Genomic DNA, 27000 nt, shown 5'->3' on the forward strand with positions numbered 1-27000 from the left:
AGCGAGGAAATATGACGCAACAATTAGCAAATCAAGTTGCATTGGTAACTGGTGCTTCACGTGGTATTGGTAAAGCGATTGCAATCGCATTGGCAAAAGCTGGTGCAAAGGTGATTGGAACAGCAACCTCTGAGTCTGGCGCGCAAGCCATCACTACCTATTTGCAGGAGATTGGTGCGGAAGGTAGTCGTGGGGTTGCGTTTAACGTCAATGACGTCGATCGCTGTACATCTTTGGTCGATGAAATTCAGAAGGAATTCGGCACTTTGTCGATCTTAGTGAACAATGCCGGCATCACGCAAGATCAATTGGCAATGCGCATGAAAGAAGATGATTGGGATAATGTTATCTCGACGAATTTGAATTCTGTCGCTCGTTTGTCGCGCGCTGTTTTGCGCGGAATGATGAAGGCGAAGCACGGCCGCATTATCAATATTACGTCTGTGGTTGGATCGTCAGGTAATCCTGGTCAAATGAATTATGCAGCGGCCAAAGCTGGTGTTGCAGGTATGAGTCGTGCACTTGCACTTGAGATTGGTAGTCGAAATATTACGGTAAATTGCATTGCGCCAGGATTTATCGATACTGATATGACCAAGGCATTGACCGATGATCAAAAGAATGCAATTTTGACGCAAATCCCGATGGGTAAGCTGGGGCAGCCAGAAGATATCGCTGCTGCAACTGTCTTTTTGGCATCGCCAGACGCTGGATATATCACTGGAACAACTTTGCACGTCAATGGTGGCATGTATTTATGTTAATTTTATTGTTGTAAATTGAGCGAATTTCGCAGAAATTGAGCGGAGTTAATGTTGGGGCATCTAAAAATGCTCTTTTTGCGCGCAAACCTGCTAAAATGCGCGCACTTTCTGTAACCACTAATGGAGACCACATGTCTGATATCGAACAACGCGTTAAAAAAATCGTCGCTGAACAATTAGGCGTCGCTGAAGCTGACATCAAAATCGAATCTTCTTTTGTAGATGATTTGGGCGCAGACTCACTTGACACAGTTGAGTTGGTGATGGCTTTGGAAGACGAGTTCGAAATGGAAATCCCTGACGAACAAGCAGAAAAAATCACGACAGTAAAACAAGCTATTGACTACGCAACTGCGCACGTCAAAGCCTAATTCTTTCGGATTGCTTTTTTAATTCCAGGAGAGACGCTTGAGCCTCACAAGTAAACGTCGAGTTGTAATTACTGGCCTTGGTTGTGTGTCTCCTGTTGGCAATAACATTGCCGACACATGGGCAGCCATCCTAGCTGGTAAATCTGGTATCGCAGCTATTACCAAGTTTGATGCTACACCGTTCACTACCCACTTTGCTGGAGAAGTGAAGGGATTTAATATCGAAGACTATATTCCAGCCAAAGAAGCGCGCAACATGGATACTTTTATCCATTTCGGTATTGCGGCTGGTGTGCAAGCTTTTCAGGATAGTGGTATCACTGTAACTGAAGAAAATGCAGATCGTATAGGTGTGATCGTTGGTTCTGGTATCGGTGGTTTGCCATTGATCGAGGAAACCAAGGAAGTGTTAATGGCACGTGGACCGCGTCGCATTACACCATTCTTTGTTCCAGCTTCCATCATTAATATGATTTCCGGTAATTTGTCGATCAAATATGGTTTGAAAGGTCCAAATTTGGCGATTGTTACTGCGTGTACGACAGGTTTGCATTGCATTGGTAATGCTGCTCGTATGATTGAATATGGTGATGCAGATGTCATGATTGCAGGTGGAGCGGAATCGACGATTTCTCCATTGGGCTTAGGTGGATTCGCTTCTGCTCGTGCGCTGTCTTCTCGCAATGATGATCCTGCGACAGCCTCACGTCCTTGGGATAAAGACCGTGACGGTTTTGTCTTGGGTGAAGGTGCTGGTGTGATGGTTCTGGAAGAGTATGAACATGCTAAAGCACGTGGCGCTAAAATCTATGCTGAGGTAATGGGGTTTGGTATGAGTGGCGATGCTTATCATATTACGACTCCTACTGTTGATGGCCCGCGTCGTAGTATGTTGAATGCATTGAAAAATGCAGGCTTGAATACGGAGCAAATTAGCTATCTTAATGCGCATGGTACTTCTACACCTTTGGGTGATAAGAATGAGACTGATGCGATTAAAGCTGCATTTGGTGAGCATGCTTATAAGATGACGATTAATTCGACTAAGTCGATGACTGGTCACTTATTAGGTGGTGCTGGCGGTTTAGAGTCAGTATTGTCGGTTTTGGCTGTGCATCATCAAGTTTCTCCGCCAACTATCAATATTATTAATCAAGATCCAGAATGCGATCTCGATTATTGTGCTAACACCGCGCGTCAAATGAATATTCAATATGCGATGAAGAATTCATTCGGATTTGGTGGTACAAATGGTACTTTGATTTTTGGCAAGGTTTGATTGGCAGAAATCTTAGTGCAAAGCTAGATAGTATTAAAAAAACACCACATAATGTATGTGGTGTTTTTTTTTATTTGATTTGGTGATGCGTCTTGCAATTTCTGTGTTGGTAAAGCCCTCGCTTGCGCTAAGGTGCGCAGTTTGTCTACTGTCGTTTATTGGTTTTGCTTGTGTGTCTTATTCCGTGTACGCTCATAAAGCGTATTTAGGAGGCTTTCAAGCTGTTGTCGTGGTTGTTATTGCCTTGGCGATGTTGTTATTTTTTAAGCGTTGGTCTGGCAAGATTCACTCGTATCGTATTGAGATGGATGTTGAGGGTGCAATCTTATTGCGCGTAGTTGATCAAGATTTAATCGTGATAAAAACGACCCAGGCGTATATCAACCGATTCGTGATTTTGTCGGCTTATTTAATTGTGCTGAATGTACGATGCGAGTCTGGAAAAAATCGAAACTTGCTTATATTGTTTGATTCTGTTGCAAAAGATGATTTTCGACGTCTCAAGGTTGCTGTCAATTATTGGGCAACTCGTTGCGCAGATGAGCTCGATCACGTAAAAGATTTGTCTGAAGGGAACTTTTAATGCGTCGGTGTATCTAAATTTTTAGTAAGACATTCGACTAACCATCTATCTAAGAATAAATAAGAATTCTGCAAAATGGGACTGTTTGTGTGACAAGCGAACGCGATATAGATCAATTATTGGTTGAACGTGTTCAGCGAGGAGATAAAAAGGCATTCGAGCTCTTGGTTTCTAAATATCAAAGGAAACTTTATCGGCTCGTGTCTCGTCTCGTCCATGATCATGCAGAGGCTGAAGATGTAGTGCAAGAGGCGTTTATTAAGGCTTATCGAGCATTGGCGAATTTCCGAGGTGATTCAGCGTTTTACACTTGGTTATATCGAATCGGCATTAATACCGCTAAAAATTATTTGGTAACACAAGGAAGGCGGGCTCCGACTTCAACTGATGCAGATGTTTCAGAAGCGGAAGTGTTTCATGATGCGGATGGTTTGAGGGATATTAATACGCCAGAATCCTTAATGGCAAGTAAGCAAATCGCCGCAACTGTGAACGCCGTTATGATGTCATTGCCAGAAGAATTGAGAAATGCAATTACCCTGCGAGAAATCGAGGGCTTAAGTTATGACGAGATTGCGGAAGTTATGTTGTGCCCGATAGGAACAGTTCGTAGTCGAATTTTCCGCGCACGCGAGGCGATTGCCGAGAAGCTTAGACCCTTAATTGGTACATCGATAGATCAACGGTGGTAGTAAGTAAATGTGCGAAAAAAATAAATTTGGTATTTGAAGTTATAAAAAATGAAGTTGAACCAGGAAGAAATGATGAACAAGAGCAATCATGACGAACTTATTTCTAGCGTGCTAGATGGAGAAGCGTCCGATACTCAATTGGATTTGCTATTGGCTCGAATGAAGGTCAATGAAGGTCTTGAGGTGAAGGAGCATTGGGAACGCTATCATGAGATTGGCGATGTATTACGCTCAGATGATTTGGCGATTTCCTTTAGCACCGATTTTTCTAAGAAGATGTCGGCATTGCTGGAAGCAGAGCCTACCATTGTTGCGCCACAAATCAAGCCCACTGAGGCTCAGAAACTTCAAGTTCAAAAAACGAAGTATTGGGCGCTCACTAGTGTAGCGGCGACGGTGATGCTAGGTTTTTTGATGGCGCCGCAAATTATTCCTTTATTGCGTTCATCTTCTACTGTTGATATGACCATTGCGAAGCAAGAAGCAGCTGATCCGTTTGCTGGTGCTGGCGTGAAAATGGCAGCAAATTCGAATCTTGGCCAAACGTCGAAAGATATGGAATTTGCGCCTAAGCTAGAAAATCAAGTTGAGATGTTGCGGGATCCGCGATTGGATAGTTATTTGTTAGCACATCAAAAAGTATCTCCGAGCTTAGATAATGGCGCTCGCTATATTCAACGTGCGAATGTTGTTTCGTCTTCTGATTCTGAAAAATAATCGTATGTGGTTTCGGCATATTCTCTTGTTTGCTTGCTGTAGTTTGCTGACTTTAGTTAGTACGATTTCTTACGCTAGTGCCAGCGAAGAACGCGATCTAATGAAAATGCTGCAGTCGGTTCAGCTCGCCGCCAAAAAGACCAGTTATTCAGGGACCTTTGTCTATCAACAGGGAAATCAAATACGGACGTCCAAAATCACCCATGGGTTTGATGGTGATACAGAAGTTGAAAAACTCGAAATTTTAGATGCGAAACCTAGAGAATATATTCGGCGTGATGGAGAGGTTGCTTGTTATCTGCCAGAGAGCAAAGTGATTCAAATTGAAAAAAATTTGAGTCAAGAAGAGTTTCCCGCTCTTTTAAATCAAAATGTTCAGTCTTTGCCCGATTCTTATTCGATCAAAAAAGCGCAAATGAGTCGTGTTGCTGGTTTGGAGTGTCAAGTCGTTAATTTCCAACCTAAAGACAGTTTGCGCTACGGTTTCCGTTTGTGCGTGGAAAAGAACACTGGTCTCTTACTAGGATTGCAGACTCTCAATACGCGCAGTGAGGTAATCGAGCAAATCGCTTTTACTCAAATAGCACTGGGTGAAGTTGATAAAGCGAAGCTTAAACCAAGTTTTGCCAATGTATCGCAATGGAAGATTGAGAATATGACGGTGCAGGCGAACGTCAATTCTGGTTGGAATGTTAAAAATTTGCCTAGCGGCTTTAAAAAGACTCTTGAAACCAAGCGATTCATTCCTATTTCAGGCAATGTGTCTGGCACAGATGCAAATCAAACAAAATCTCACCAAGTTGTACAGATGATGTTTTCGGATGGCTTGTCGACAATATCGGTTTTCGTTGAACCCAATACAGGTAGTCGCACAGAAGGCAGTTTGCAACAGGGGGCAATGACGATAATGGGGAAACGTCTTGGTGATAGTTGGTTGACTGTGGTTGGGGAAGTGCCAAATGCGGCAATTAAACAAGTGATTAATTCAATTCAATTTAAAAAATAGACCAACACAATCCAGATTTATGGTGACAATATGAAAAAAGTGAAATCTTTTCCTGTTGAAAAACACATTTCTATTTTAATTTCCTCAATCCTCATTAGTGCATCAGTCTTTACTGTTGCCACCTTTTTAAATTCCAACAATCAAGTCAACGCACATGCTGCGGCTGCGCCACAATCGCCAGCAGCGGCACAAACTCAGCCAGCCGCAGCGCCGCCTCTGCTGGTAACGGGTTTACCTGATTTTACCCAATTGGTAGAGCGTACTAGTCCAGCCGTTGTGAATATTCGCACAACTCAAAAAATTACTCAAATTCAGGGTTCTCCTTATGGCGATGAAGACCAAGCGCAGGAATTGCTTCGCCGTTTCTTCGGGTTTCCGGTACCTCAGCAAGCACCTAGAAATAGGCGACAAGCCCCTGTGCAACAAGAGCAAGAAGTTCCGCGTGGCGTCGGCTCAGGATTTATTGTCAGTCAAGATGGCTATATTTTGACAAATACTCACGTGGTTGAAGACGCGTCTGAAGTCTATGTAAAGTTAACCGATAAGCGTGAATTTAAAGCGAAGGTAATCGGAAGTGATCGTCGCACCGACGTAGCCGTGTTGAAGATCGAGGGCAGTAAATTACCAAAGTTAGCAATAGGTGATTCTGACAAAATTAAAGCTGGTGAATGGGTAATTGCAATTGGTTCTCCGTTTAATTTGGATAACACCGTGACGTCGGGAATCATTTCATCAAAGGCACGTGATACGGGTGACTATTTGCCCTTAATTCAAACCGATGTCGCAGTTAATCCAGGTAATTCCGGTGGACCATTGATCAATATGCGTGGTGAGGTGGTTGGCATTAATTCTCAAATCTACAGCCGTTCTGGCGGTTACATGGGGATCTCTTTTGCGATCCCTATCGATGAAGCAATGCGAGTGGTTGAACAGTTAAAAACTTCTGGTGTTGTTTCTCGCGGGCGTATGGGCGTTGAAGTTGGTGATTTGAGCAAAGATGTTGCCGAAAGTTTGGGATTGGGCAAGGCGCAAGGAGCTTTGATCGTCAAGGTTGAGCCAAATGGGCCGGCGGATCGCGCTGGCATTCAAGAGGGTGACGTCATCCTTAAATTTAATGGTACAGCGCTTGAAAAACGGAGCGACTTACCACGTATCGTCGGTGCGACCAAACCTGGCTCTAAGGTAACTGTGTCGGTGTGGCGTAAAGGTGCTGCGAAGGATATTAGCTTAGTAGTTGGAGAAGCCGAAGCGGATAAGCCTGTTCAGAAGGCTGAGAAAAAGTCCAAAAAAGAAAAGTTGGATAATCACTTAGGAATTGGTGTCACCGATTTGAGTGATGCGCAGAAACGCAATATGCCAAATGCTAATGGTGTAGTGATCGATAGCGTTGAAGGCTTGGCTGGAGGCAGTGGTTTGCGTCCAGGTGATGTGATTTTAATGATGAATAATATCGACATTAAGGATGCAAAACAATTCGATGCTTTGGCGAGTAAGTTAGATCCGAAGAAAGCGGTAGTCTTGTTGGTGCGTCGTGGCGAGATTTCTCAGTTCTTAGTCATTCGACCTTTAGCGCAATAATCTATTTTGGCAAACAAAAAGGCCGCATAGAAAATTCTATGCGGCCTTTTTGTTTAAGAATTTAAATTATTGTTTCGCTTTGCGCATTAAGGCAGATAAGTAGGCCTCGCCATCGGGTGGTGTGCCATTGCGTTGTGAATTCCAAATCATTTCACCCAAGCAATCCATCATTTCATGGTGTGCTTCGTGAATGGAATTTTTTTTGTGTGCTAGAGCTTCATATGCGACTCTGACGCCTTGCGGTTGATTAATTGTGACTTGCTCTGCGATCGTCAAATGCATGGATAAATGAAGAAAAGGATTTGTCTTTCCTGAATCGACGCTGTAATTTCTTTGTAGTGCAGCTTCGACATCACGAAAATCTTCAGCGTACTCTGGATGTTGTGAAATCCAGTCGGCCGCAATCGTCTCTAATGGCGTTAATATTTCTTTTGCATGGTACTTTCGGTAGGTTTCGCAGAAAAAACGGCGAACATCGTCTTGACTTGGATTAAACATGTTTTGTGCAATGAAAGAATCGTAGAATCTCTCTATTTTACTGGTAATTGCCTTGCTCTGTACTTCAGCGTGCGGCGCATTTCGCTGAAGTGAAATCGATTTTCGGTTATGATCGCGGCTTCAAATTTAGAAAGAGGCGACATCATGTTGAATCAAGAATCTTTAGATCTGTTGTTTGCGAACGCACGTACCCATAATGTATGGCAGGATAAACCCGTCGGTGATGAGCAAATTCAACAGATTTACGAAGCGATGAAATGGGCTCCCACCTCAGCTAATTCATGTCCAGCACGCTTTGTATTCGTTAAGTCTGCTGAGCAAAAAGAGAAATTGATTGCCTGTATGTCTGCGGGAAATGCGGAAAAAACGCGTCAAGCGCCCGTGACTGTCATTATCGGTATGGATTTGGCGTTTTACGAAAAACTGATTAAATTATTCCCGCATGCACCTGATGCCCGTTCATGGTTTGAGGGAAATCAGGCAAATATCGAAGCAACAGCGTTTAGAAATTCAAGTTTGCAGGGTGCTTATATGATCATGGCGGCACGTGCTTTGGGTCTTGATTGTGGACCGATGTCTGGTTTTGATGCAGATAAAATTAACGCAACTTTCTTCGCGGATTCTCCGGTTAAAGTGAATTTTGTGTGCAGTCTTGGCTTTGGTGACGCAGAAAAATTATTTCCGCGCTCACCGCGTCTCGATTTCGATGAGGCATGCAAAATTATTTAAGTTTTCCGTTGGCTAGGTAAAGTAGTTGCAGCTACGTAGCAATGACATCCATCAATAAGCGCTCTTACACTTTATCGGGTAAGGGCGTTTTTTGCTTGAATTCACATAAATCGGCAATCATGCAATTCCAACATTTTGGCGTCCTAGCGATACAGGTATAGCGACCATGCAAAATGAGCCAATGGTGCGCATCGAGCTTAAATTCATTCGGCACAAATTTGAGTAGTTTTTCCTCGACAATGTCGACATTCTTACCAGGCGCAATGCCTGTCCGATTAGAGACGCGAAAAATATGCGTGTCGACCGCAATGGTAGGCTCACCAAATGCTGTGTTGAGAACGACGTTTGCCGTTTTTCGACCAACACCGGGCAAGGCTTCAAGAGCTTCACGAGTACGGGGCACTTCGCCACCGTGTTGCTCTAATATGATTCTGCAGGTTTCTATCGTATTTTTTGCTTTCGTTCTATATAGGCCTATGGTTTGTATGAATGGGATCAATCCATCAATTCCAAGATCGAATATTTTTTGAGGAGTATTCGCAACGGGATATAGTCGTTTGGTCGCCTTGTTGACGGATACGTCAGTCGCTTGCGCGGATAGTAAAACGGCGATCAGTAGTTCGAAAGGTGTGGTGTACTCAAGCTCGGTCGTGGGATGTGGATTCTCTGCACGCAAGCGTTTGAAAATTTCTAGTCGTTTATTGGCATTCATGGTGGCTTGGAAATGGAGAACTCGTTAAATAGGTTCGTTAAATTAGCTGTTTTATTTTTTATTTTGCGCACGCAATATAGCATTCGCAATCACCTGTTTTTTGCGTTCTAGCTCATTTATCTCCGTTGGCGTTGTCACGACTTCCGCATTGATTAGTTTGAGCTTTTCATGCGCTTTTGCCAATAGACGTTCTTCATTTTCGCGCTTTTCGCGAATTAGGCGTTGTTGTCTTTGTTGATAGCGTTGTTTGGCGTGATCTGCTTGCTGTTGAGTCCATGCTTGCCATCCAGTTTGAGTATTTTCGATAGGCTCCATGCTGATGCAGTCAACTGGGCACGGAGCAACGCATAAATCGCAACCCGTGCACAAATCGGGGATGACAGTGTGCATTTGTTTGTTAGCACCCATAATTGCATCGACCGGGCATGCTTGTATGCAGAGGGTGCAACCTATACAAGTGGCCTCATCAATGTAGGCGACAGTTCTTGGTTTTTCAGTGCCGTTATTCGGATTTAAGGGCAAGACTTGTTTGTTGAGTAAGAGTGCAATCTTTTTGATACCATCTTGTCCACCTGGTGGGCATTGATTGTGCAATGCTTGTTCGCCAGCAATGGCCAAGGCATAGTCTTGGCAGGCAGGGTAGCCACATTTGGTGCATTGTGTTTGCGGTAATAAATGATTGATTTGATCAGCGAGTGAAAGTGTCACGACGAGATAATGGGTGAGCGATAAAGCTCGCTATTATCCGCTGAAAGACTTAGTCGGACAATTCCTGTTTGATTTGCCCGCTCAGAGAAAGAAAAGTCAATTTGAGTTTGGTTCTTTTAATTACCTGAATAAGCGTCAATCTTGCCATAAAGCTAGTAAGATGCTGGCAAGCAATGATTCTGCGATTGCCTGAGGAGGCTTATTGCGCTATAATTCGAGGGTTTAGCTTATTCAAATCTCGTCGTAGCGCATATCCAAAAAATCACTCTCTACTTTGATTGTTCCTCATTCTCCGGATAGCGCTTTGATATTCAAGGCGAAGTTCAGAGAACAGCAAGTAACGATCGATGTTTGGGCGCGCAACGGCGACAACACTACAGGAGTTGCCCTTGCTGCCCATTCCGCAGTCCCTAAGTTCCAATCCCGATTCCATCGCCATTCTTGCCCTCGTTGATGGCACGATATTTACTGGTGTATCGATTGGTGCATCCGGTCACACGATCGGTGAAGTTGTTTTCAATACTTCTATGACTGGTTATCAAGAAATTTTGACTGATCCAAGTTATAGCTCCCAAATCGTCACCTTGACTTATCCGCATATTGGTAACACAGGTGTGAATTCGGAAGACGTTGAGTCAGACAAAATTCATGCTGCAGGTTTGATCATTAAAGACCTGCCTATGTTGGTTTCTAATTTCCGCTCGGAACAATCTTTATCTGATTACTTAAAATCGCAAAACATCGTTGCTATTGCTGGTATCGATACACGTAAGTTGACACGCATTTTGCGCGAAAAAGGAGCGCAAGGCGGTGCGATTTTGGTGGGCTCGGATGCGACAAAAGCACTTGAGTTAGCAAAATCTTTCCCAGGATTGGCTGGTATGGATTTGGCGAAAGTGGTTTCTGTTTCGAAGTCTTACGAATGGACAGAAGCTGAGTGGAAACTCGGTCAAGGCTATGGCACTTTAAGCAAACCAGAATTCCATGTGGTTGCTTTTGACTTCGGCGTCAAACGTAATATTTTGCGTATGTTGGCTGAGCGCGGTTGCAAAGTAACAGTTCTGCCAGCGCAGTCAAGCGCGGCTGAAGTGTTGGCCTTGAATCCTGATGGTGTATTTTTATCGAACGGTCCTGGCGACCCAGAACCATGTGATTACGCGATTGCAGCAGCAAAGGAATTGATTGAAAAAGGCATTCCTACTTTTGGTATTTGCTTGGGCCATCAAATTATGGCTTTGGCTTCTGGCGCAAAAACTTTGAAGATGAAGTTTGGTCACCATGGTGCTAACCATCCTGTGCAAGATCTCGATACTAAGCAAGTGTTGATCACTTCACAAAATCACGGTTTTGCAGTCGATGCTGCATCGTTGCCAGACAATTGCCGCGTTACGCATGTGTCTTTGTTTGACGGCTCTTTGCAAGGTTTTGCGCGTACTGACAAGCCAGCATTTTGCTTCCAAGGTCATCCTGAAGCATCGCCAGGTCCGCATGATATTGCCTACCTGTTTGACCGTTTTACGAATTTGATGAAGACCGCGAAGTTGGAGAAGAACAAAAATGCCTAAGCGTATAGACATAAAAAGTATTTTAATTATCGGCGCGGGCCCTATCATTATTGGTCAGGCTTGTGAGTTCGATTATTCCGGTGCACAAGCTTGTAAAGCCTTGCGTGAAGAAGGTTACAAAGTTATTTTGGTCAATAGCAATCCTGCTACCATCATGACAGATCCAGATATGGCGGATGTCACTTACATCGAGCCTATCACTTGGCAAGTGTTGGAGCGCATTATTGATAAAGAGCGCCCAGATGCTATCTTGCCAACGATGGGTGGTCAAACAGCTTTGAATTGTGCGCTGGATCTGCACCGTCATGGTGTCTTAGAAAAGTACAAATGTGAATTAATCGGCGCAACGCCTGAGGCGATCGATAAGGCTGAAGATCGCTCCAAGTTTAAAGACGCGATGACCAAGATCGGTTTAGGTTCTGCGCGCTCTGGTGTAGCACATACCATGGATGAATCTTGGGAAGTGCAAAAACGCATCGGTTTCCCTGTGATTATTCGTCCTTCGTTCACGATGGGTGGCACTGGCGGTGGTATTGCTTATAACGAAGAAGAGTTCGAAACCATTTGCAAACGTGGCTTGGAAGCATCTCCAACCAGTGAATTGTTGATCGAAGAATCTTTGATCGGTTGGAAAGAATACGAAATGGAAGTTGTGCGCGACAAAGCGGATAACTGCATCATCGTTTGTTCCATCGAAAATCTGGACCCTATGGGTGTGCACACAGGTGACTCCATCACGGTGGCACCAGCACAAACTTTGACTGACAAAGAATACCAAATCATGCGTAACGCTTCATTGGCGGTGTTGCGTGAAATTGGTGTCGATACCGGTGGTTCGAACGTGCAGTTCTCAGTTAATCCAAAAGATGGCCGCATGATCGTGATTGAAATGAATCCACGTGTTTCACGTTCATCGGCATTGGCATCGAAAGCGACGGGTTTCCCAATTGCGAAAATTGCGGCGAAGCTTGCCGTTGGTTTTACTTTAGACGAATTGCGCAATGAGATCACAGGCGGTCAAACGCCAGCATCTTTCGAGCCGTCGATCGATTATGTTGTGACGAAGATTCCCCGTTTCGCATTCGAAAAATTCCCACAAGCCGACAATCGTTTAACGACGCAAATGAAGTCAGTTGGTGAAGTGATGGCGATTGGTCGCACCTTCCAAGAGTCTTTCCAAAAAGCTTTGCGCGGTTTGGAAGTGGGCGTGGATGGTATGAATGAAAAAACGACAGACCGTGAAGTGTTAGAGAAGGAATTGGGCGCGCCTGGTCCGGATCGTATTTGGTACGTGGGCGATGCATTTGCACAAGGTTTTTCTCTGGAAGAAGTGCATCAGTTGACCCATATTGATCCTTGGTTCTTGGTGCAAATTAAAGATATCGTCGATATCGAATTGTGGTTGGAAACGCAAAGCCTGGATGGCATCGATAAAGATCTGTTATTGAAGCTGAAGAAAAAAGGTTTCTCAGATCGTCGTTTGGCTAAGTTGTTGAAAACAACAGGCACAGCAGTCCGTGAAAAACGTAAAGTTTTGAACGTGCGTCCAGTGTACAAACGCGTCGATACGTGTGCTGGTGAATTTGCGACGAAGACCGCGTATATGTATTCCACCTATGAAGATGAGTGTGAATCTGCACCAAGCGATAAGAAAAAGATTATCGTTTTAGGTGGTGGTCCAAATCGTATCGGTCAAGGTATTGAGTTCGATTATTGCTGTGTACACGCTGCGTTTGCAATGCGTGACGACGGCTACGAAACGATTATGGTGAACTGTAATCCAGAAACCGTTTCAACTGACTATGACACTTCTGATCGTTTGTACTTCGAGCCGTTGACCTTGGAAGACGTGTTAGAAATCGTTGATTTGGAAAAACCAGTTGGCGTGATCGTGCAATATGGTGGTCAAACACCATTGAAATTGGCTTTGGAATTAGAGGCGAATGGCGTGCCTATCGTCGGTACTTCACCTGACATGATTGACGCTGCAGAAGATCGTGAACGCTTCCAAAAAATGTTGCATGAGTTGGGCTTGCGTCAACCGCCAAATCGTACTGCGCGCACCGAAGATGAAGCCATTACTTTGGCGCAAGAAATTGGTTATCCACTCGTCGTTCGCCCTTCCTATGTGTTGGGTGGTCGTGCGATGGAAATCGTGCACGAGCAACGTGACCTTGAGCGCTATATGCGTGAGGCAGTCAAGGTTTCACACGACTCCCCCGTATTGCTAGATCGTTTCTTGAATGATGCGATTGAAGTTGACGTTGATTGCTTGTCGGATGGCACGCGTACTTTCATCGGTGGTGTGATGGAGCATATCGAGCAAGCGGGTGTGCACTCTGGTGACTCTGCCTGTTCATTACCACCATACTCTTTAAAGCAAGCGACGATCGACGAATTGAAACGTCAAACGAGTTTGATGGCGAAGGGCTTGAATGTTGTTGGTTTGATGAACGTTCAGTTCGCAATTCAACAAAAAGACGGCGAAGATGTGGTGTACGTGTTAGAAGTGAATCCACGTGCTTCACGTACCGTGCCTTATGTGTCAAAGGTGACTGGTTTGCAATTGGCAAAAATCGCTGCGCGTTGTATGGTTGGTCAATCTTTGGACTCGCAAGGAATTTACAAAGAAGTGGTTCCAAGTTATTTCAGCGTCAAAGAAGCGGTATTCCCATTTGTGAAATTCCCAGGCGTGGATACCATTCTCGGACCAGAGATGAAATCGACCGGCGAGGTGATGGGGGTTGGTAAGACCTTCGGCGAAGCTTTTGTGAAGTCGCAATTAGGTGCGGGAACGAAATTGCCGAAGTCTGGTAAGGTATTCTTGACCGTTAAAAACGCAGACAAACCACGTGCGATCAATATTGCGAAGAACTTGGTTGCAATGGGCTTTGAACTGGTCGCGACCAAAGGTACGGCAGCGGCAATTTCTGCTGCTGGCATTGCTTGCGCGCCTGTGAATAAAGTGGCAGAAGGGCGCCCACACGTGGTTGATTTGTTGAAAAACCGCGAAGTAGTGATGGTCATCAACACGGTGGAAGAGAAGCGCAATGCGATTGCCGATTCTCGCTCGATTCGTGTTTCCGCTTTGGCATCGGGAGCAACGACCATTACAACGATTGCGGGAGCTGAAGCTGCAGTGGAAGGGATGCGTCATCTCAATGAATTGCATGTCTATGATTTACAAGGTCTGCATAAGTCTTTACACTAAGCGAAACCCTGCGAATATCCAATAAAAGGAAATTCGCATTCTGAGAGGTCACAATTAACAATGAGCTATCATTGTTCTTGTGACCTCTCTAGTTTTAGGCTTGATGGCAAACCATCTTGAATTGTTAACGTGGGAAATCCCACCTTTTTTGAATAATGTAGATAGCTATGAGTACAATCCCTCTCACTAAATTTGGCGCAGAATTGCTCAAGCAAGAATTGCACAAGCTCAAAACCAAAGATCGCCCAGAGGTGATTAATGCGATTGCTGAAGCACGCGCACAAGGTGACTTGTCAGAAAATGCCGAATACGACGCAGCGAAAGAGCGTCAGGCATTTATCGAAGGCCGTATTGCTGAATTAGATAGCAAATTAAGCGCCGCGCAAATTATTGATCCAACAGAATTGGATGCAGAAGGACGCGTTGTGTTTGCTTCAACGGTACAGCTTGAAGATTTGGAAAACGGTCAAAAAGTACAATACCAGATCGTTGGTGAAGACGAAGCTGATTTAAAATTGAACAAGGTATCGATTACTTCGCCAATTGCGCGTGCTTTGATAGGTAAGTACGCAGGTGATGTGGTTGGTGTGCAAGCGCCAGCCGGTGTTCGCGAATACGAAATTTTGGAAGTGCTTTACATCTAATGATCTGTTTTGAAGCAGGTTTTTGAAGCAAGCAATTCTAGGTAAAGCAAGAATGGGGCGCGCAATTAGCGCCCCTCTTTTTTAGCGACCAAAGTGGCTGAACAAGTCGAGTAAGAATTACGCTTTGATCGATTTTTTGACGCTAGATTGACGCGGTTTCGCGCGTTTAATGGAACCACCTTGAGTGACACGTTCATTACCTTTAACTAAGACTTTAGAAACAGATGGTTTTTTTGTGCCACTTGCGCTAGGCTTCACAATCGTTACTTCGCGCAAACCTTTTCCACGTTTGACAAATTTGGTTTCTTTGACACCGTCCAATTTAGGGCGATAGATCACCAATAATTTGCCAATATGTTGAACAGGTTCAGCACCAAGTTCTGCGCAAATTGTTTCGTACATCGTTACGCGTGCTTCACGATCATCACCAAAGACACGTACTTTGATTAACCCATGAGAATTCAGGCTGGCATCGATTTCCTTCATGACAGCGGGCGTTAAGCCAGCTTCGCCGATAATGACGATAGGTTTCAAACCATGTGCTTCTGCGCGTAATTCACTGCGTTCCGCGGGAGTGAGTTTTGATTTTGGCTTGATTTTTTTAGTTGTTGCGTCGTTTGACATATAAATTCCTTTAAAAGCAGTATTTTACGCCAATGGCCAAGAATAAATTCAATCAAAATTGGGTTCACGATCATATTAATGATCCTTATGTGAAATTAGCACAAAAAGAAGGCTACCGATCACGTGCCGTTTATAAACTCAAAGAAATTGACGAGACTGAAAAACTGATCAAAAGTGGTCAGGTGATTGTCGACTTAGGCGCAACTCCAGGTGGGTGGTCGCAATATACGCGTCATAAATTGGCGGGGAAAGAGGGCGGTGGCATCAATGGTGAGATCTATGCGCTTGATTTATTGCCAATGGAACCGATTGCCGATGTTGACTTTATTCAAGGTGATTTTCGAGAAGAAGAGGTATTGTCTCAGTTGGAATCAAAATTACAAGGAAAAAGAGTCGACGTCGTTTTGTCGGATATGGCACCCAATCTCTCTGGTAACTCGACGGTTGACGCCGCGCGAGTCGAGTATATTATTGAATTAGCGGTTGAGTTTGCCAAAGCCCATTTGAAACCGAATGGCGCTTTGCTCGTCAAATGTTTTCACGGCCCTAGCTACAATACGCTAGTTACCTTGTTTAAAAACGAGTTCAAAACTGTTACCAATAAAAAGCCTAAAGCGAGCAAAGATAAATCTGCGGAGATATTTTTGCTTGGAAAAGGCTTAAAAAATCCGAATTGAGTAAAATAGCGCGAAATTTGAGAATAATTTGATTGTTTTGCCCTTGATAATTGTCAATCACGCCAGCATATCTTGTTCAGCAAGCTGTATTTAATGCGAGTAGAATGTTTGCTTGAGTGGGTAGTAAAGATCGCCAAATATTTTTCTTGCGACTTTTTGTGCGCATGAAGCACCTGAGGAGTTTTTGTGAATAATTCAATGTTAACCAAAATTGCAATGTGGGGCGCGGTGCTCTTAGTGCTCTTTATGGTGTTCAATAAATTTGATAGTAAGAATCTCGCTGCCAATGCAGTGACGATTCCTTATTCTCAATTTCTCGATGAAGTGCGCGCAAAACGCATCAAAGAGGCAGTAATTGATGATAGCAATCGCACGGTTGTTGCTACCACGATTGATGACAAGAAAATCAAAGCACAGTTGACGATCTTTGATAAGGGCTTGGCTAAAGACTTAGTTGATAACGGAATTAAATTCGATAGCAAACCACCAGAAGAGCCATCATTATTAGGGCAAATCCTGATTTCTTATGGACCAATGTTATTGCTAATTGGCGTATGGATTTTCTTTATGCGTCAGATGCAAGGTGGTGGCAAAGGTGGCGCGTTTTCATTCGGTAAATCAAAAGCGCGCATGCTAGATGAAACGAATAACCATGTCACTTTTGCTGACGTCGCAGGCTGCGATGAAGCCAAGGAAGAAGTTAGTGAAGTCGTTGATTTCTTAAAAGACCCAAGCAAATTCCAGAAACTCGGTGGACGCATTCCACGTGGTGTTTTGATGGTTGGTCCTCCAGGTACTGGTAAAACGCTGTTAGCACGTGCTATCGCGGGTGAAGCGAAGGTTCCCTTCTTTACTATTTCAGGTTCAGATTTCGTTGAGATGTTTGTTGGTGTCGGTGCATCTCGTGTACGCGATATGTTTGATAACGCGAAAAAACATTCACCATGTATCATTTTCATTGATGAGATTGATGCTGTAGGTCGCCATCGTGGCGCTGGTATGGGCGGTGGTAATGACGAGCGCGAGCAAACCTTGAACCAGATGCTGGTTGAGATGGATGGCTTTGAGCCAAATTCCGGCGTGATCGTGATTGCTGCGACGAACCGCTCTGATGTACTCGATAAAGCATTGTTGCGTCCAGGTCGTTTCGATCGTCAAGTTACTGTAGGCTTGCCAGATATTCGTGGTCGCGAACAAATCTTGAACGTACACATGCGTAAAGTACCAATCGCTCCAGATGTACGTGCTGATATTTTGGCACGTGGAACGCCAGGCTTCTCAGGTGCTGACTTAGCTAATTTGGTAAACGAGTCTGCTTTATTTGCTGCACGTCGTAACAAACGTTTGGTTGAAATGTTGGATTTTGAGGATGCGAAAGACAAGATCTACATGGGACCTGAACGTAAGTCTATGGTGATGCGTGAAGATGAACGACGCAATACGGCTTACCACGAGTCTGGTCACGCTGTCGTCGCCAAATTATTGCCGAAAGCAGATCCAGTTCACAAAGTGACGATTATGCCGCGCGGTAATGCATTAGGTTTGACATGGCAATTACCAGAGCATGATCAAATTAGTGGCTACAAAGATAAAATGTTGGAAGAGATCGCGATTTTATTTGGTGGTCGAATTGCTGAAGAGATCTTTGTCGGTCAGATGTCGACCGGTGCTTCTAACGATTTTTCGCGTGCGACCAAGTTGGCACGTGCGATGGTAACCCGTTTTGGTATGTCCGATAGCTTGGGCGTGATGGTTTATGAAGACAATCAAGATAGCGGCTATTTTGGTGGTTCATCTAAAACGATTTCTGAAGCGACACAACAGAAAGTGGATGCGGAAATTCGCGCCATTCTCGATGCGCAGTATGCGATTTCTCGCCAATTGTTAGAGCAAAACCGTGATAAAGTCGAAGCGATGACAAAGGCATTGCTGGAGTGGGAAACGATTGATGCAGAACAAATCAATGACATCATGAAAGGTGTTGAGCCTCAGCCACCAAAGTCATTTACAGCTGCGCCAAAATCACCTTCGGATACTCCGCCAGGTGGCGTGACACCGAATGCAACTGCACCTGCCTAATTCAAACTGAGTCAGATTAAGTCATATTTGGTTAGACTAACTTAATTCGATTACAGAGCAATAGAGGGGTGAGGAGAAATCCTCACCCTTCATTTTTAGAGCCACAGATTTATGTTGAATACTTATTTTGAGTGCGGTCGTTATCGCTTTCCAATGAAAGTGCAGAATACAGGATCAAGCAAAACAGTTTTTAAACCTTTGGTGATGGGTATCTTAAATGTCACTCCAGACTCGTTTTCGGACGGTGGCAAATTCCAATCCTTGGATCACGCGATCACTCACGCGGAGCAGATGATCGAAGATGGTGTGGATATCATTGATATTGGTGGTGAATCGAGCCGACCAGGAGCGAATCCACTTCCGGTAGAAGAAGAATTGAAGCGCGTCATCCCGCTAGTTTATGCTTTGCGCGATTGCGGCAAACCGATATCAATTGATACTTACAAACCAGAAGTGATGCGGGAAGCAATCATTGCCGGTGCTGACATGATCAATGATATTCGGGGTTTCGCCTCGCCAGAGTCACGTAAGGCAGTTGCCGATAGTGATGTTGGTTTATGTGTCATGCACATGCAGAAGTCTCCCGATACCATGCAATTGCAGCCAAGCTATCAAGACGTAACGCAGGAAATTATTGGGTTTTTACGGGAGCGTTGTGATCAACTAATAGACGCAGGTGTAGAAAAAAATCGGTTGACAATCGACCCTGGCTTTGGATTTGGCAAGACACTAGAACATAATATGCAGCTGTTGCAAAATATCGGTTTAATGCAAGATGAATTGGGGATTCCGTTGTTAGCAGGTATGTCGCGTAAGACCATGATTGGCGCAATTACCGAGAAGCCGATTGAACGTCGTATGGCGGGCAGTTTGGCTGCAGCACTTGCAGCAATGGCACAGGGTGCACGAATCGTTCGAGTGCATGATGTTGCTGAAACAGTCGATGCAATTCGTGTGTGGCATGCAGCACATACTTTTAGTAAAACAAGTGCAATGACACAAATTTAAGTACAGTCATCTTTAGTTTTAATACACGACAAAAACAATAAGAGAGGGAAAACATGTCTCGTAAATATTTCGGTACAGATGGCATTCGTGGCAAGGTTGGTGTTGGTCCAATTACACCTGATTTCGTGATGCGTCTTGGCTATGCGGCGGGCAAAGTGTTGGCGCAAACGGATGCATCTTCAGGTTCGCGTCCTACCGTTCTCATTGGCAAAGATACGCGCGTATCGGGCTATATGTTGGAGGCGGCATTAGAAGCAGGATTTGCTGCGGCTGGTGTCGATATTATGTTGTCTGGCCCTATGCCAACACCTGCGATTGCATATTTGACGCGTGCTCTGCGTTTGTCAGCTGGCGTGGTTATTTCCGCATCACATAATCCTTACGATGATAATGGCATTAAGTTCTTTTCCGCGCAAGGCACCAAACTGCCAGACGATATCGAACTTGCGATCGAAGCTGAGCTCGATCGTGATATGCAATGTGTCAGTTCAGACAAACTAGGTAAAGCGAAACGTCTAGATGATGCAAATGGTCGTTATATCGAGTTTTGCAAAAGCACCTATCCGAACGAACTTGATTTGCGTGGTCTGAAAATTGTTGTCGATTGCGCGCATGGTGCTGCGTACGACATCGCTCCTCATGTATTCCATGAGCTGGGTGCAGAGGTAATCGCGATTGGCAATCAGCCGAATGGTTTTAATATTAATGATCGGGTCGGTGCAACTGCACCGGATGCTTTGGCATTGGCTGTGCGTGCTAACCATGCGGATTTAGGGATCGCTCTTGATGGCGATGCTGATCGCTTAGTCATGGTGGATAAATTTGGCAAAATCTATGATGGTGATCAACTCCTTTACCTCATGGTTTTAGATCGCATGGCGATCGGTCCAGTCGCTGGTGCCGTCGGTACATTGATGACCAATATGGCAGTTGAACTCGCGTTTAAGGAACTTGGGGTTGGGTTTATTCGAGCTAAAGTTGGTGACCGTTACGTGCTAGAACAAATGCTTCAGCAAGGTTGGTTATTGGGTGGTGAAGGTTCTGGACATTTGCTTTGTTTGGATAAACATACCACTGGCGACGGCATCGTTTCGGCGCTACAGGTATTGTCTGCATTAAAACGTAATGGCAAGTCACTAGATCAATGTTTTGAAAATCTTCATTTATTCCCTCAAGTGTTGATCAATGTAAGAGTCAAGCCAGGTTTTGATTGGCAAAGTAATGCCGCATTGGTCGCAGAAAAATCTGTGGTCGAACAAGAATTAGCAGGGCAGGGACGCGTCCTAATTCGTGCATCTGGAACCGAGCCATTAATTCGTGTGATGGTAGAGACTTCAAACGCAGAACTAGCAAATAAAATGGCTCGTCGACTTGCCGATTGCATCAGCTAAATTCGCCCTTTTCGGCTAATCATTCTTGATGTTAGTAGCGATACACTGTAATATTTAGCCTTCTGATTTTTGGTGGTTTCTTGCATTAGTAAGCAGCTAAAAATGCGTGTGCGTCGGTAGCTCAGTTGGATAGAGCAATGCCCTTCTAAGGCATGGGTCGGGGGTTCGAACCCCTCCCGACGCGCCAAGAAAGCGTTTATAATCAATCGACTAAATTAATTTAGCCAACCTATTATGGTTGGCTTTTTTTATTTGTTGGTTTAACCCTTTAAGCCTTTTCAATTCCTTGCGACCTACAGTCTTGCCATTACCGTCAGCACTTGAAGAGAGTTATCCACGGCACTGCTCTCACACTATATGTAATGCAAAAAGTGAGCCGCGATGAATAACTTGGCATTCAAAGCGAATCGTTTTGCTAGTAGGGCGCGTCAATTTCATTCTTATAAATTCACTCTGCCTTACGCGATTTATTCTTCAATTCTCCATTTTTCATTTCGCAAATTAAAATATTGATCAAGTGCAGTAAGAATTTCGTCTTTAGCCACAGCGCTAATAATCAAATCATTTGGGTCATTCGCTTCATTCCATTTTTCCATTGAAGACAATCTTACAATCCTTCCTCGCTTAAAAAAACCGGGTTCAAAATCAACCCAAATTAGAACTTGGAAGCCATCCTTAGAATATTTAAGTGTTTCCTTGTCTATCCATTCGACAGTGCTTCCATTTTCAACATATCTTAAATTAGACATATTCACTTTCTCTTATGGCACATATTTCACAGGAATACCTCTGACTAAATCCTTGCGCATCGAAGCGCACAAACATAGCTTGGCAGACGTGGCGGAGCGTAAGACATAATGTTCGTTATGCGAGATTGAACCACTAAGTGAAGCGCAGCGTAACGACTGGGCCAATTTTGCATAGCGGGTGTTATGTGAACATCGCGTAGCGATTTCCCCCGTAATGGCTGTGCTTTTGACTTCGCTTTTGAACTTGCGTAGCACTTCTCTGACTACTGGCATAGCGCAGCGGCAAACGAGGCACGAGTGCGCTTTGTGCTTTCTGTTTAGGGTCTTTGCTCTTCGAAGCCGCGATCATTTAGCGTCGCATATCGCTAGCTTGGCGCACTCCTTGCCCCGTGTGTCTAATCAAATTCTCTGCACGGATCGCAAGGACTGTGACAAGCAGTTTGTGGAGTAAGGTTTTTCTCCATTTGCCGAGAGTATCCGCGTGGGCAAAAAATCTTGCCCACGCTACTCGGACTACGGGTCTTAGAAACAACCAACTGACTGAATCCAGATACCAAATCCGATCAATATAATTAAAATAAATATTTGAATACCAAACCACCGTCGAATCTTCCATCCGAGCGACACCAACTCACGATTATTAATATCATCAAATCTGCCGTTGGAAATTCTTTCATATTGCTCACGAACAAAATCGTTAGTCCCAACATCGTCATTAGTGTCATTCGAATGATATTCTGCCTCTCGTCTTTGCAATGTTGCAACTGAATTGCAAAATTTCATGAAAATTAAATACGAGAAAAATCCAGAAACCAAAAGAAGAAATAAGAAGAAAATCCAAGAACCAGTTATGACACGACATGACATTTCACACCTCTATATTAATCAAGTTAAGGTTGGACTGGAGCATCATGTTTAAACGTCCAGCCAACTGCTGGACCTGGTGCTACTATTCCAAAGACAAAGTTATTGGAAGAGCGAGCCATACCAAATGCAGCTTGAACGCCACCGCTGTGCGTTCCATTCCCCGTGGATACTGCTAGGCTTGTCGTCACGCCAAACTTACCCACACCTGCCGCAGTTGAAGCCTTGACTGTAAGGCCGCTTATATCCCCAATTTTGGCTTGCCCCTCAGTAACATTTTGGATTGCCAAACTTGGAGCCCTTACTCCAACAAATGTGGAACTCGATTTATCTTCTTTAACCGTATGCGAAACCTCTATCGGGCCAACGTTAACCTGTGTTTTGTTAGCGCCACTTCCCGAGATCGGTACTGGAGCTACATTTTCTTTGATAGCACTTACAATTGTTTTTAGCACTTTAGTTACCTCAGTATGCGGTGCTTTATATGGCTCGTCTAAGTTACAACTTTGCCTACCATCAGGATCAATATACTTATACGGATTGTTGAGTGCATAAGTATACCGATTAAAACTAGCGCCATTATTGTTGTCGGTGAGTACAGGATCAGTGGAGAGAAACCGCCCCGCGACGGGATCATAGTACCGCTGCTGCATATACGTCAATTCTGTATCACTGTCGTTGTAGTGACCTGTAAATCCTATCGTCGGTTTGTCAGTACCTGCAACGGTCATTCCATAAGCTTCATACTTCGTTTGTTTAATCCGAACGCCACTAGCATTGGTTTTGGCGACTGGACTGCCTAAGCCATCGGTGTGGAGGTAAGTCACCGTTTCTGCATTGGCGCCATTGACTGTTAAATCAATCGCAAGATTTGTCGCACTGCTTGCTGCTGGTACGCTACTGATACTGAGTGTGCCTGTGTAGTTGCCTGCTGTAGTTCCTGTACTCACAACGACTGTGCCGCAAACGGTATTGGCGGCACATGCTCCCGTCGGACCAGTCGTGCTCATCCCAGCCAGCGTGCTGTAGCTGATGCTGCTAATGGCAACGGTACCTGTGTTCTTGTGGCTGCAAGTCGTGCTCGCTTTGTTGGGTGTCGTGGTGAAGTTGTTGCTGGTACAGCTGAGTAGACTCAGAGTGGGGGCACCTGCAGCTGTATTCACCGTGAGGTTGATACCAGTCACTGCGGCTGTGCCTGTATTGGGCGTGACCGTTAAGTTGCCTGTGTAGTTGCCTGCTGCGGTGTTGGTGGTGACCGTAACATTGCCGCAGGTACTGTTGGCGGCACAACTGCCTGTCGGCCCACTGGCTGTGGTACCTGCAGGGGCGGTGTAGCTGATGCTGCTGACTGCCGTTGGTCCTGTGTTGCTGAGGGTACAGGTGCTACTTGCAGGGGTAGGGCTAGTGGTGTTATTGGTGCTGGTGCAATTACTGAGATTGAGTACTGCCGCACCTGCTGATGCAACCGTCATGTTGATGGCTCTGGTCGCAGCTGTGCCGGCATTGGGGGTAGCTGTATAAGTACCTGCGTAATTGCCTGCGGTGGTAGCGGTGGTTAAGGTGATGTTGCCGCAAGTGCTGTTGGCGGCACAGCTACTGACTTGGCCTGTGATACTTACGCCTGCAATGCTGCTGTAGCTGATGCTGCTCGCTGCTGTTTGTCCTGTGTTGCTGAGGATGCAGGTGGTGACAGCTGGTGTTGGGCTGGTGGTGCTGGCACCACCTGAGCAACTAAAGCTTAATGCCGGTGGCGTGGCTGCCGCATTGACGGTGAGGTTGATGCTGGTGCTGGCGGCTGTGCCCGTATTGGGTGTCGCAGTATAGGTGCCGGCGTAATTGCCTGCTGCGGTGCCTGTAGTGAGGGTGATGTTGGCGCAGGTGCTGTTAGCGGCACAGCTACTAACTTGGCCTGTGATACTGATTCCTGCGATGCTGCTGTAGCTGATGCTACTCGCTGCTGTTTGTCCTGCTCCGTGCGCCTGATCAATCATTCTGCACGGCTTGCAATGCGTGTGACAAGCGAATTGTTACACTTAGCTTCTTCTTTATCTTCCGAGTAAATCAACGGTTGAGATGGTGCAATAGATGAAGCCAATTGCACCTTACCAGCTCCTTACGTCTTACGGCCTTTAAGACCCCATGCCTTTAACGCCATCGACTCACTAACTCATCATAGTCGTCAAAATTATCGGCCTTTTCTAATAGCGCCTCAACTGACCGAATCGAAAAAATGTTCTCTGTATTTTTACATATCACATCCAATTTATCGACATTTTCTCGCCACTCAGTGGCATCGTCATAAAAAACCAGTTCATGCAATGAATTACTATTCACTGATATTACCCGCTTTGCTTCAGATATAAGCTGATCAAACGGCAGTCTATACCGCTCAATAGCCGCACTGGAAAGCAATGTATGCCAATATAAACCTGGAAGATATTTATTCAAGTCTCTTCCTAGCCAATCTTCAATATTATTATGTCCAATTTTTTTAAAATATCTGTTTCTATGCTCATATTCATTTATATCGCATGCATATCCAAAAAACGGATTGAGGACTGCTAAACATAAAAAGAAATCAGGTATGAGATTACTCAATCGGACATCAGTCAAATCCATTGAAATTTCAGAATATTGAATCGATCTTATTGTGATATTAAATAACGCACCATTTCGTGAATGCAAAAAAAAACCAGTTTTATTTTCCAAAGCAAATTCTTGAAATTTTTCGAGATCGGATAACAGATTTTTACGAGGTATTTTTCTATCAGAATCAGAAAAGTATAAAGGTCGAATCGATTCAGGTAATTGCAGTAGGCAATTCACCAACATCAGAGAATTGCTATCATTAAAAAAATAAATATTTGCTGAGATCATTTTTGCGGTCCTAAATCATCGCGTCTAATAATTCGATCAAACGCTTTCTCTGCGGGTTTAGTTACATGAGTTTTCTGACCTGTAACTAAGACTGATTCTTTACCAGATGCTTTAGCTGCCTCGGTTTGGATACGTACTTGCTTAGTACATGCAACACATGCCGCGTCTTTAATTTCGACAGATTTTGTCGCAGTCATTCCATCAGGAATTGATTTTCCTTCTGCAGTACTAACTGACTCAGTATTTTTCTTCAAGCCCATTTCTGATAAAACTTTTTCCTCCGAAGCTTTCCCTCGACTGGTAGCTTCTTTAAAAGTTTCACGAGCAGCACCCATGATGATGCTTCGGGCTAAAGCAACAATGCCGCCACCATAGGCCACTGCCATTGTCGTCAATACTCTGCCTGAACATGTTGCATCCCCATGACAAGGATCAGACATCTGATAGCTAGGATTTGTGCCGTAAAACATCGCACTGTCGCGCCCATCAGGATCAATAAAACGATAAGGATTATTGTTAGCGTACACGTACCTGTTGAAACTAGCACCAGTGTTACTGTCCGTGAGCACAGGATCTTCACTCAGAAATCTACCCGCCACAGGATCATAGTACCGCTGCTGCATATACGTCAATTCTGTATCACTGTCGTTGTAGTGACCTGTAAATCCTATCGTCGGTTTGTCAGTACCTGCAACGGTCATTCCATAAGCTTCATACTTCGTTTGTTTAATCCGAACGCCACTAGCATTGGTTTTGGCGACTGGACTGCCTAAGCCATCGGTGTGGAGGTAAGTCACCGTTTCTGCATTGGCGCCATTGACTGTTAAATCAATCGCAAGATTTGTCGCACTGCTTGCTGCTGGTACGCTACTGATACTGAGTGTGCCTGTGTAGTTGCCTGCTGTAGTTCCTGTACTCACAACGACTGTGCCGCAAACGGTATTGGCGGCACATGCTCCCGTCGGACCAGTCGTGCTCATCCCAGCCAGCGTGCTGTAGCTGATGCTGCTAATGGCAACGGTACCTGTGTTCTTGTGGCTGCAAGTCGTGCTCGCTTTGTTGGGTGTCGTGGTGAAGTTGTTGCTGGTACAGCTGAGTAGACTCAGAGTGGGGGCACCTGCAGCTGTATTCACCGTGAGGTTGATACCAGTCACTGCGGCTGTGCCTGTATTGGGCGTGACCGTTAAGTTGCCTGTGTAGTTGCCTGCTGCGGTGTTGGTGGTGACCGTAACATTGCCGCAGGTACTGTTGGCGGCACAACTGCCTGTCGGCCCACTGGCTGTGGTACCTGCAGGGGCGGTGTAGCTGATGCTGCTGACTGCCGTTGGTCCTGTGTTGCTGAGGGTACAGGTGCTACTTGCAGGGGTAGGGCTAGTGGTGTTATTGGTGCTGGTGCAATTACTGAGATTGAGTACTGCTGCACCTGCTGATGCAACCGTCATGTTGATGGCTCTGGTCGCAGCTGTGCCGGCATTGGGGGTAGCTGTATAGGTACCTGTGTAATTGCCAGCAGCGGTAGCGGTGGTTAAGGTGATGTTGCCGCAAGTGCTGTTGGCGGCACAGCTACTGACTTGGCCTGTGATACTCACGCCTGCAATGCTGCTGTAGCTGATGCTGCTCGCCGCTGTTTGTCCTGTGTTGCTTAAGGTGCAATCCGCCAAATTTACAATTCAT

At 44.9% G+C, this 27000-nt stretch carries 25 protein-coding genes and 1 tRNA gene; 18 read left to right on the top strand and 8 right to left on the bottom strand.

Features of this window, described 5'->3' with window-relative positions; genetic code table 11:
• Nucleotides 1–11: 11 nt before the first annotated feature.
• From fabG to KDM92_RS00390, 8 genes are all read left to right on the top strand, one after another.
• Nucleotides 12–764, top strand: a complete 753-nt coding sequence (gene fabG, locus KDM92_RS00355) for a 3-oxoacyl-ACP reductase FabG (protein WP_212682504.1) — start codon at nt 12–14, stop codon at nt 762–764.
• A 131-nt stretch (nt 765–895) separates the two neighbouring features.
• On the top strand, nt 896–1135 hold the full coding sequence (acpP, locus tag KDM92_RS00360; protein WP_020653257.1) for an acyl carrier protein: 240 nt from the start codon (nt 896–898) through the stop codon (nt 1133–1135).
• 37 nt (nt 1136–1172) lie between these two features.
• On the top strand, nt 1173–2414 hold the full coding sequence (fabF, locus tag KDM92_RS00365; RefSeq protein ID WP_212682505.1) for a beta-ketoacyl-ACP synthase II: 1242 nt from the start codon (nt 1173–1175) through the stop codon (nt 2412–2414).
• An 85-nt stretch (nt 2415–2499) separates the two neighbouring features.
• Complete coding sequence (locus tag KDM92_RS00370) at nt 2500–2997, top strand: protein YgfX (protein WP_329603117.1); 498 nt, start codon at nt 2500–2502, stop codon at nt 2995–2997.
• An 89-nt stretch (nt 2998–3086) separates the two neighbouring features.
• Entirely contained in the window at nt 3087–3689 is a 603-nt protein-coding gene (rpoE, locus tag KDM92_RS00375) for an RNA polymerase sigma factor RpoE (RefSeq protein WP_189344048.1), read from the top strand.
• A gap of 72 nt (nt 3690–3761) precedes the next feature.
• Nucleotides 3762–4406: a sigma-E factor negative regulatory protein gene (locus tag KDM92_RS00380; protein ID WP_212682507.1), complete on the top strand. Its 645-nt coding sequence runs from the start codon at nt 3762–3764 to the stop codon at nt 4404–4406.
• Nucleotides 4375–5412 carry a MucB/RseB C-terminal domain-containing protein gene (locus KDM92_RS00385; protein ID WP_230408099.1) on the top strand — a complete coding sequence of 346 codons (1038 nt, stop codon included), beginning with the start codon at nt 4375–4377 and terminating at the stop codon, nt 5410–5412. The genes KDM92_RS00380 and KDM92_RS00385 overlap by 32 nt, the downstream gene beginning before the upstream one ends.
• Before the next feature lie 30 nt (nt 5413–5442).
• On the top strand, nt 5443–6990 hold the full coding sequence (locus KDM92_RS00390) for a DegQ family serine endoprotease (RefSeq protein WP_212682508.1): 1548 nt from the start codon (nt 5443–5445) through the stop codon (nt 6988–6990).
• Between the two features lie 66 nt (nt 6991–7056).
• Here the strand turns inward: KDM92_RS00390 and KDM92_RS00395 are convergent, their stop codons facing one another.
• Nucleotides 7057–7488, bottom strand: coding sequence for a DUF1841 family protein (locus KDM92_RS00395; RefSeq protein WP_212682509.1), 432 nt, complete (start codon nt 7486–7488; stop codon nt 7057–7059).
• A gap of 144 nt (nt 7489–7632) precedes the next feature.
• On the opposite strand from KDM92_RS00395, the gene KDM92_RS00400 reads away from it, so the two are divergent.
• Nucleotides 7633–8217, top strand: a complete 585-nt coding sequence (locus KDM92_RS00400) for a malonic semialdehyde reductase (protein WP_212682510.1) — start codon at nt 7633–7635, stop codon at nt 8215–8217.
• A gap of 64 nt (nt 8218–8281) precedes the next feature.
• On the opposite strand, the gene nth is transcribed toward KDM92_RS00400, so the two are convergent.
• A complete protein-coding gene (gene nth / locus KDM92_RS00405; RefSeq protein WP_212682511.1) occupies nt 8282–8929 on the bottom strand; it encodes an endonuclease III in 648 nt (215 codons plus the stop codon).
• A gap of 51 nt (nt 8930–8980) precedes the next feature.
• On the bottom strand, nt 8981–9637 hold the full coding sequence (gene rsxB, locus KDM92_RS00410; RefSeq protein ID WP_212682512.1) for an electron transport complex subunit RsxB: 657 nt from the start codon (nt 9635–9637) through the stop codon (nt 8981–8983).
• A gap of 13 nt (nt 9638–9650) precedes the next feature.
• On the opposite strand from rsxB, the gene KDM92_RS00415 reads away from it, so the two are divergent.
• The 4 genes from KDM92_RS00415 to greA all read left to right on the top strand — a co-directional run bounded on the left by KDM92_RS00415 (nt 9651) and on the right by greA (nt 15057).
• Complete coding sequence (locus KDM92_RS00415) at nt 9651–9830, top strand: hypothetical protein (RefSeq protein ID WP_212682513.1); 180 nt, start codon at nt 9651–9653, stop codon at nt 9828–9830.
• A 154-nt stretch (nt 9831–9984) separates the two neighbouring features.
• Nucleotides 9985–11202, top strand: a complete 1218-nt coding sequence (carA, locus tag KDM92_RS00420; RefSeq protein ID WP_212682514.1) for a glutamine-hydrolyzing carbamoyl-phosphate synthase small subunit — start codon at nt 9985–9987, stop codon at nt 11200–11202.
• Nucleotides 11195–14413, top strand: a complete 3219-nt coding sequence (carB, locus tag KDM92_RS00425) for a carbamoyl-phosphate synthase large subunit (protein WP_212682515.1) — start codon at nt 11195–11197, stop codon at nt 14411–14413. The genes carA and carB overlap by 8 nt, the downstream gene beginning before the upstream one ends.
• 167 nt (nt 14414–14580) lie before the next feature.
• Entirely contained in the window at nt 14581–15057 is a 477-nt protein-coding gene (gene greA, locus KDM92_RS00430) for a transcription elongation factor GreA (protein WP_212673867.1), read from the top strand.
• Nucleotides 15058–15174: 117 nt separating this feature from the next.
• On the opposite strand, the gene KDM92_RS00435 is transcribed toward greA, so the two are convergent.
• Nucleotides 15175–15681 (bottom strand): YhbY family RNA-binding protein, encoded by a 507-nt coding sequence (locus KDM92_RS00435; protein ID WP_212682516.1) that lies wholly within the window; start codon nt 15679–15681, stop codon nt 15175–15177.
• A 32-nt stretch (nt 15682–15713) separates the two neighbouring features.
• Here KDM92_RS00435 and KDM92_RS00440 point away from each other — a divergent pair, with 32 nt between their 5' ends.
• From KDM92_RS00440 to KDM92_RS00460, 5 genes are all read left to right on the top strand, one after another.
• Nucleotides 15714–16358, top strand: a complete 645-nt coding sequence (locus KDM92_RS00440) for an RlmE family RNA methyltransferase (protein ID WP_212682517.1) — start codon at nt 15714–15716, stop codon at nt 16356–16358.
• 198 nt (nt 16359–16556) lie between these two features.
• Nucleotides 16557–18437 carry an ATP-dependent zinc metalloprotease FtsH gene (gene ftsH / locus KDM92_RS00445; RefSeq protein WP_212682966.1) on the top strand — a complete coding sequence of 627 codons (1881 nt, stop codon included), beginning with the start codon at nt 16557–16559 and terminating at the stop codon, nt 18435–18437.
• Nucleotides 18438–18548: 111 nt separating this feature from the next.
• A complete protein-coding gene (folP, locus tag KDM92_RS00450) occupies nt 18549–19445 on the top strand; it encodes a dihydropteroate synthase (protein ID WP_212682518.1) in 897 nt (298 codons plus the stop codon).
• 53 nt (nt 19446–19498) lie between these two features.
• Entirely contained in the window at nt 19499–20836 is a 1338-nt protein-coding gene (glmM, locus tag KDM92_RS00455; RefSeq protein ID WP_212682519.1) for a phosphoglucosamine mutase, read from the top strand.
• A 110-nt stretch (nt 20837–20946) separates the two neighbouring features.
• Nucleotides 20947–21023: transfer RNA gene (locus KDM92_RS00460), tRNA-Arg, on the top strand.
• Nucleotides 21024–21303: 280 nt separating this feature from the next.
• On the opposite strand, the gene KDM92_RS00465 is transcribed toward KDM92_RS00460, so the two are convergent.
• The 4 genes from KDM92_RS00465 to KDM92_RS00480 form a co-directional block, all read right to left on the bottom strand.
• A complete protein-coding gene (locus tag KDM92_RS00465; RefSeq protein WP_212682520.1) occupies nt 21304–21585 on the bottom strand; it encodes a hypothetical protein in 282 nt (93 codons plus the stop codon).
• An 890-nt stretch (nt 21586–22475) separates the two neighbouring features.
• A complete protein-coding gene (locus KDM92_RS00470) occupies nt 22476–24440 on the bottom strand; it encodes an RHS repeat-associated core domain-containing protein (RefSeq protein ID WP_212682521.1) in 1965 nt (654 codons plus the stop codon).
• 154 nt (nt 24441–24594) lie between these two features.
• Nucleotides 24595–25326, bottom strand: coding sequence for a hypothetical protein (locus tag KDM92_RS00475; RefSeq protein WP_212682522.1), 732 nt, complete (start codon nt 25324–25326; stop codon nt 24595–24597).
• On the bottom strand, nt 25323–26987 hold the full coding sequence (locus KDM92_RS00480; RefSeq protein WP_212682523.1) for an RHS repeat-associated core domain-containing protein: 1665 nt from the start codon (nt 26985–26987) through the stop codon (nt 25323–25325). Before KDM92_RS00480 ends, KDM92_RS00475 begins: the two co-directional genes overlap by 4 nt.
• Nucleotides 26988–27000 lie beyond the last annotated feature (13 nt).

Origin of the sequence: Affinundibacterium baiyunense (genome assembly GCF_018139645.1) — a bacterium.
Taxonomy (GTDB): Bacteria; Pseudomonadota; Gammaproteobacteria; order Burkholderiales; family Burkholderiaceae_D; genus Undibacterium; species Undibacterium baiyunense.

What these genes read in the sequence shown, in the direction of transcription:
- fabG (WP_212682504.1), top strand. Translation starts at nt 12, where the DNA reads ATGACGCAACAATTAGCAAATCAAGTTGCATTGGTAACTGGTGCTTCA.
- acpP (WP_020653257.1), top strand. Translation starts at nt 896, where the DNA reads ATGTCTGATATCGAACAACGCGTTAAAAAAATCGTCGCTGAACAATTA.
- KDM92_RS00370 (WP_329603117.1), top strand. Translation starts at nt 2,500, where the DNA reads ATGCGTCTTGCAATTTCTGTGTTGGTAAAGCCCTCGCTTGCGCTAAGG.
- KDM92_RS00380 (WP_212682507.1), top strand. Translation starts at nt 3,762, where the DNA reads ATGAACAAGAGCAATCATGACGAACTTATTTCTAGCGTGCTAGATGGA.
- KDM92_RS00385 (WP_230408099.1), top strand. Translation starts at nt 4,375, where the DNA reads ATGTTGTTTCGTCTTCTGATTCTGAAAAATAATCGTATGTGGTTTCGG.
- KDM92_RS00390 (WP_212682508.1), top strand. Translation starts at nt 5,443, where the DNA reads ATGAAAAAAGTGAAATCTTTTCCTGTTGAAAAACACATTTCTATTTTA.
- KDM92_RS00395 (WP_212682509.1), bottom strand. Translation starts at nt 7,488, where the DNA reads ATGTTTAATCCAAGTCAAGACGATGTTCGCCGTTTTTTCTGCGAAACC.
- KDM92_RS00400 (WP_212682510.1), top strand. Translation starts at nt 7,633, where the DNA reads ATGTTGAATCAAGAATCTTTAGATCTGTTGTTTGCGAACGCACGTACC.
- nth (WP_212682511.1), bottom strand. Translation starts at nt 8,929, where the DNA reads ATGAATGCCAATAAACGACTAGAAATTTTCAAACGCTTGCGTGCAGAG.
- carA (WP_212682514.1), top strand. Translation starts at nt 9,985, where the DNA reads ATGTTTGGGCGCGCAACGGCGACAACACTACAGGAGTTGCCCTTGCTG.
- carB (WP_212682515.1), top strand. Translation starts at nt 11,195, where the DNA reads ATGCCTAAGCGTATAGACATAAAAAGTATTTTAATTATCGGCGCGGGC.
- greA (WP_212673867.1), top strand. Translation starts at nt 14,581, where the DNA reads ATGAGTACAATCCCTCTCACTAAATTTGGCGCAGAATTGCTCAAGCAA.
- KDM92_RS00435 (WP_212682516.1), bottom strand. Translation starts at nt 15,681, where the DNA reads ATGTCAAACGACGCAACAACTAAAAAAATCAAGCCAAAATCAAAACTC.
- KDM92_RS00440 (WP_212682517.1), top strand. Translation starts at nt 15,714, where the DNA reads ATGGCCAAGAATAAATTCAATCAAAATTGGGTTCACGATCATATTAAT.
- ftsH (WP_212682966.1), top strand. Translation starts at nt 16,557, where the DNA reads ATGTTAACCAAAATTGCAATGTGGGGCGCGGTGCTCTTAGTGCTCTTT.
- folP (WP_212682518.1), top strand. Translation starts at nt 18,549, where the DNA reads ATGTTGAATACTTATTTTGAGTGCGGTCGTTATCGCTTTCCAATGAAA.
- glmM (WP_212682519.1), top strand. Translation starts at nt 19,499, where the DNA reads ATGTCTCGTAAATATTTCGGTACAGATGGCATTCGTGGCAAGGTTGGT.
- KDM92_RS00465 (WP_212682520.1), bottom strand. Translation starts at nt 21,585, where the DNA reads ATGTCTAATTTAAGATATGTTGAAAATGGAAGCACTGTCGAATGGATA.
- KDM92_RS00470 (WP_212682521.1), bottom strand. Translation starts at nt 24,440, where the DNA reads ATGATTGATCAGGCGCACGGAGCAGGACAAACAGCAGCGAGTAGCATC.
- KDM92_RS00475 (WP_212682522.1), bottom strand. Translation starts at nt 25,326, where the DNA reads ATGATCTCAGCAAATATTTATTTTTTTAATGATAGCAATTCTCTGATG.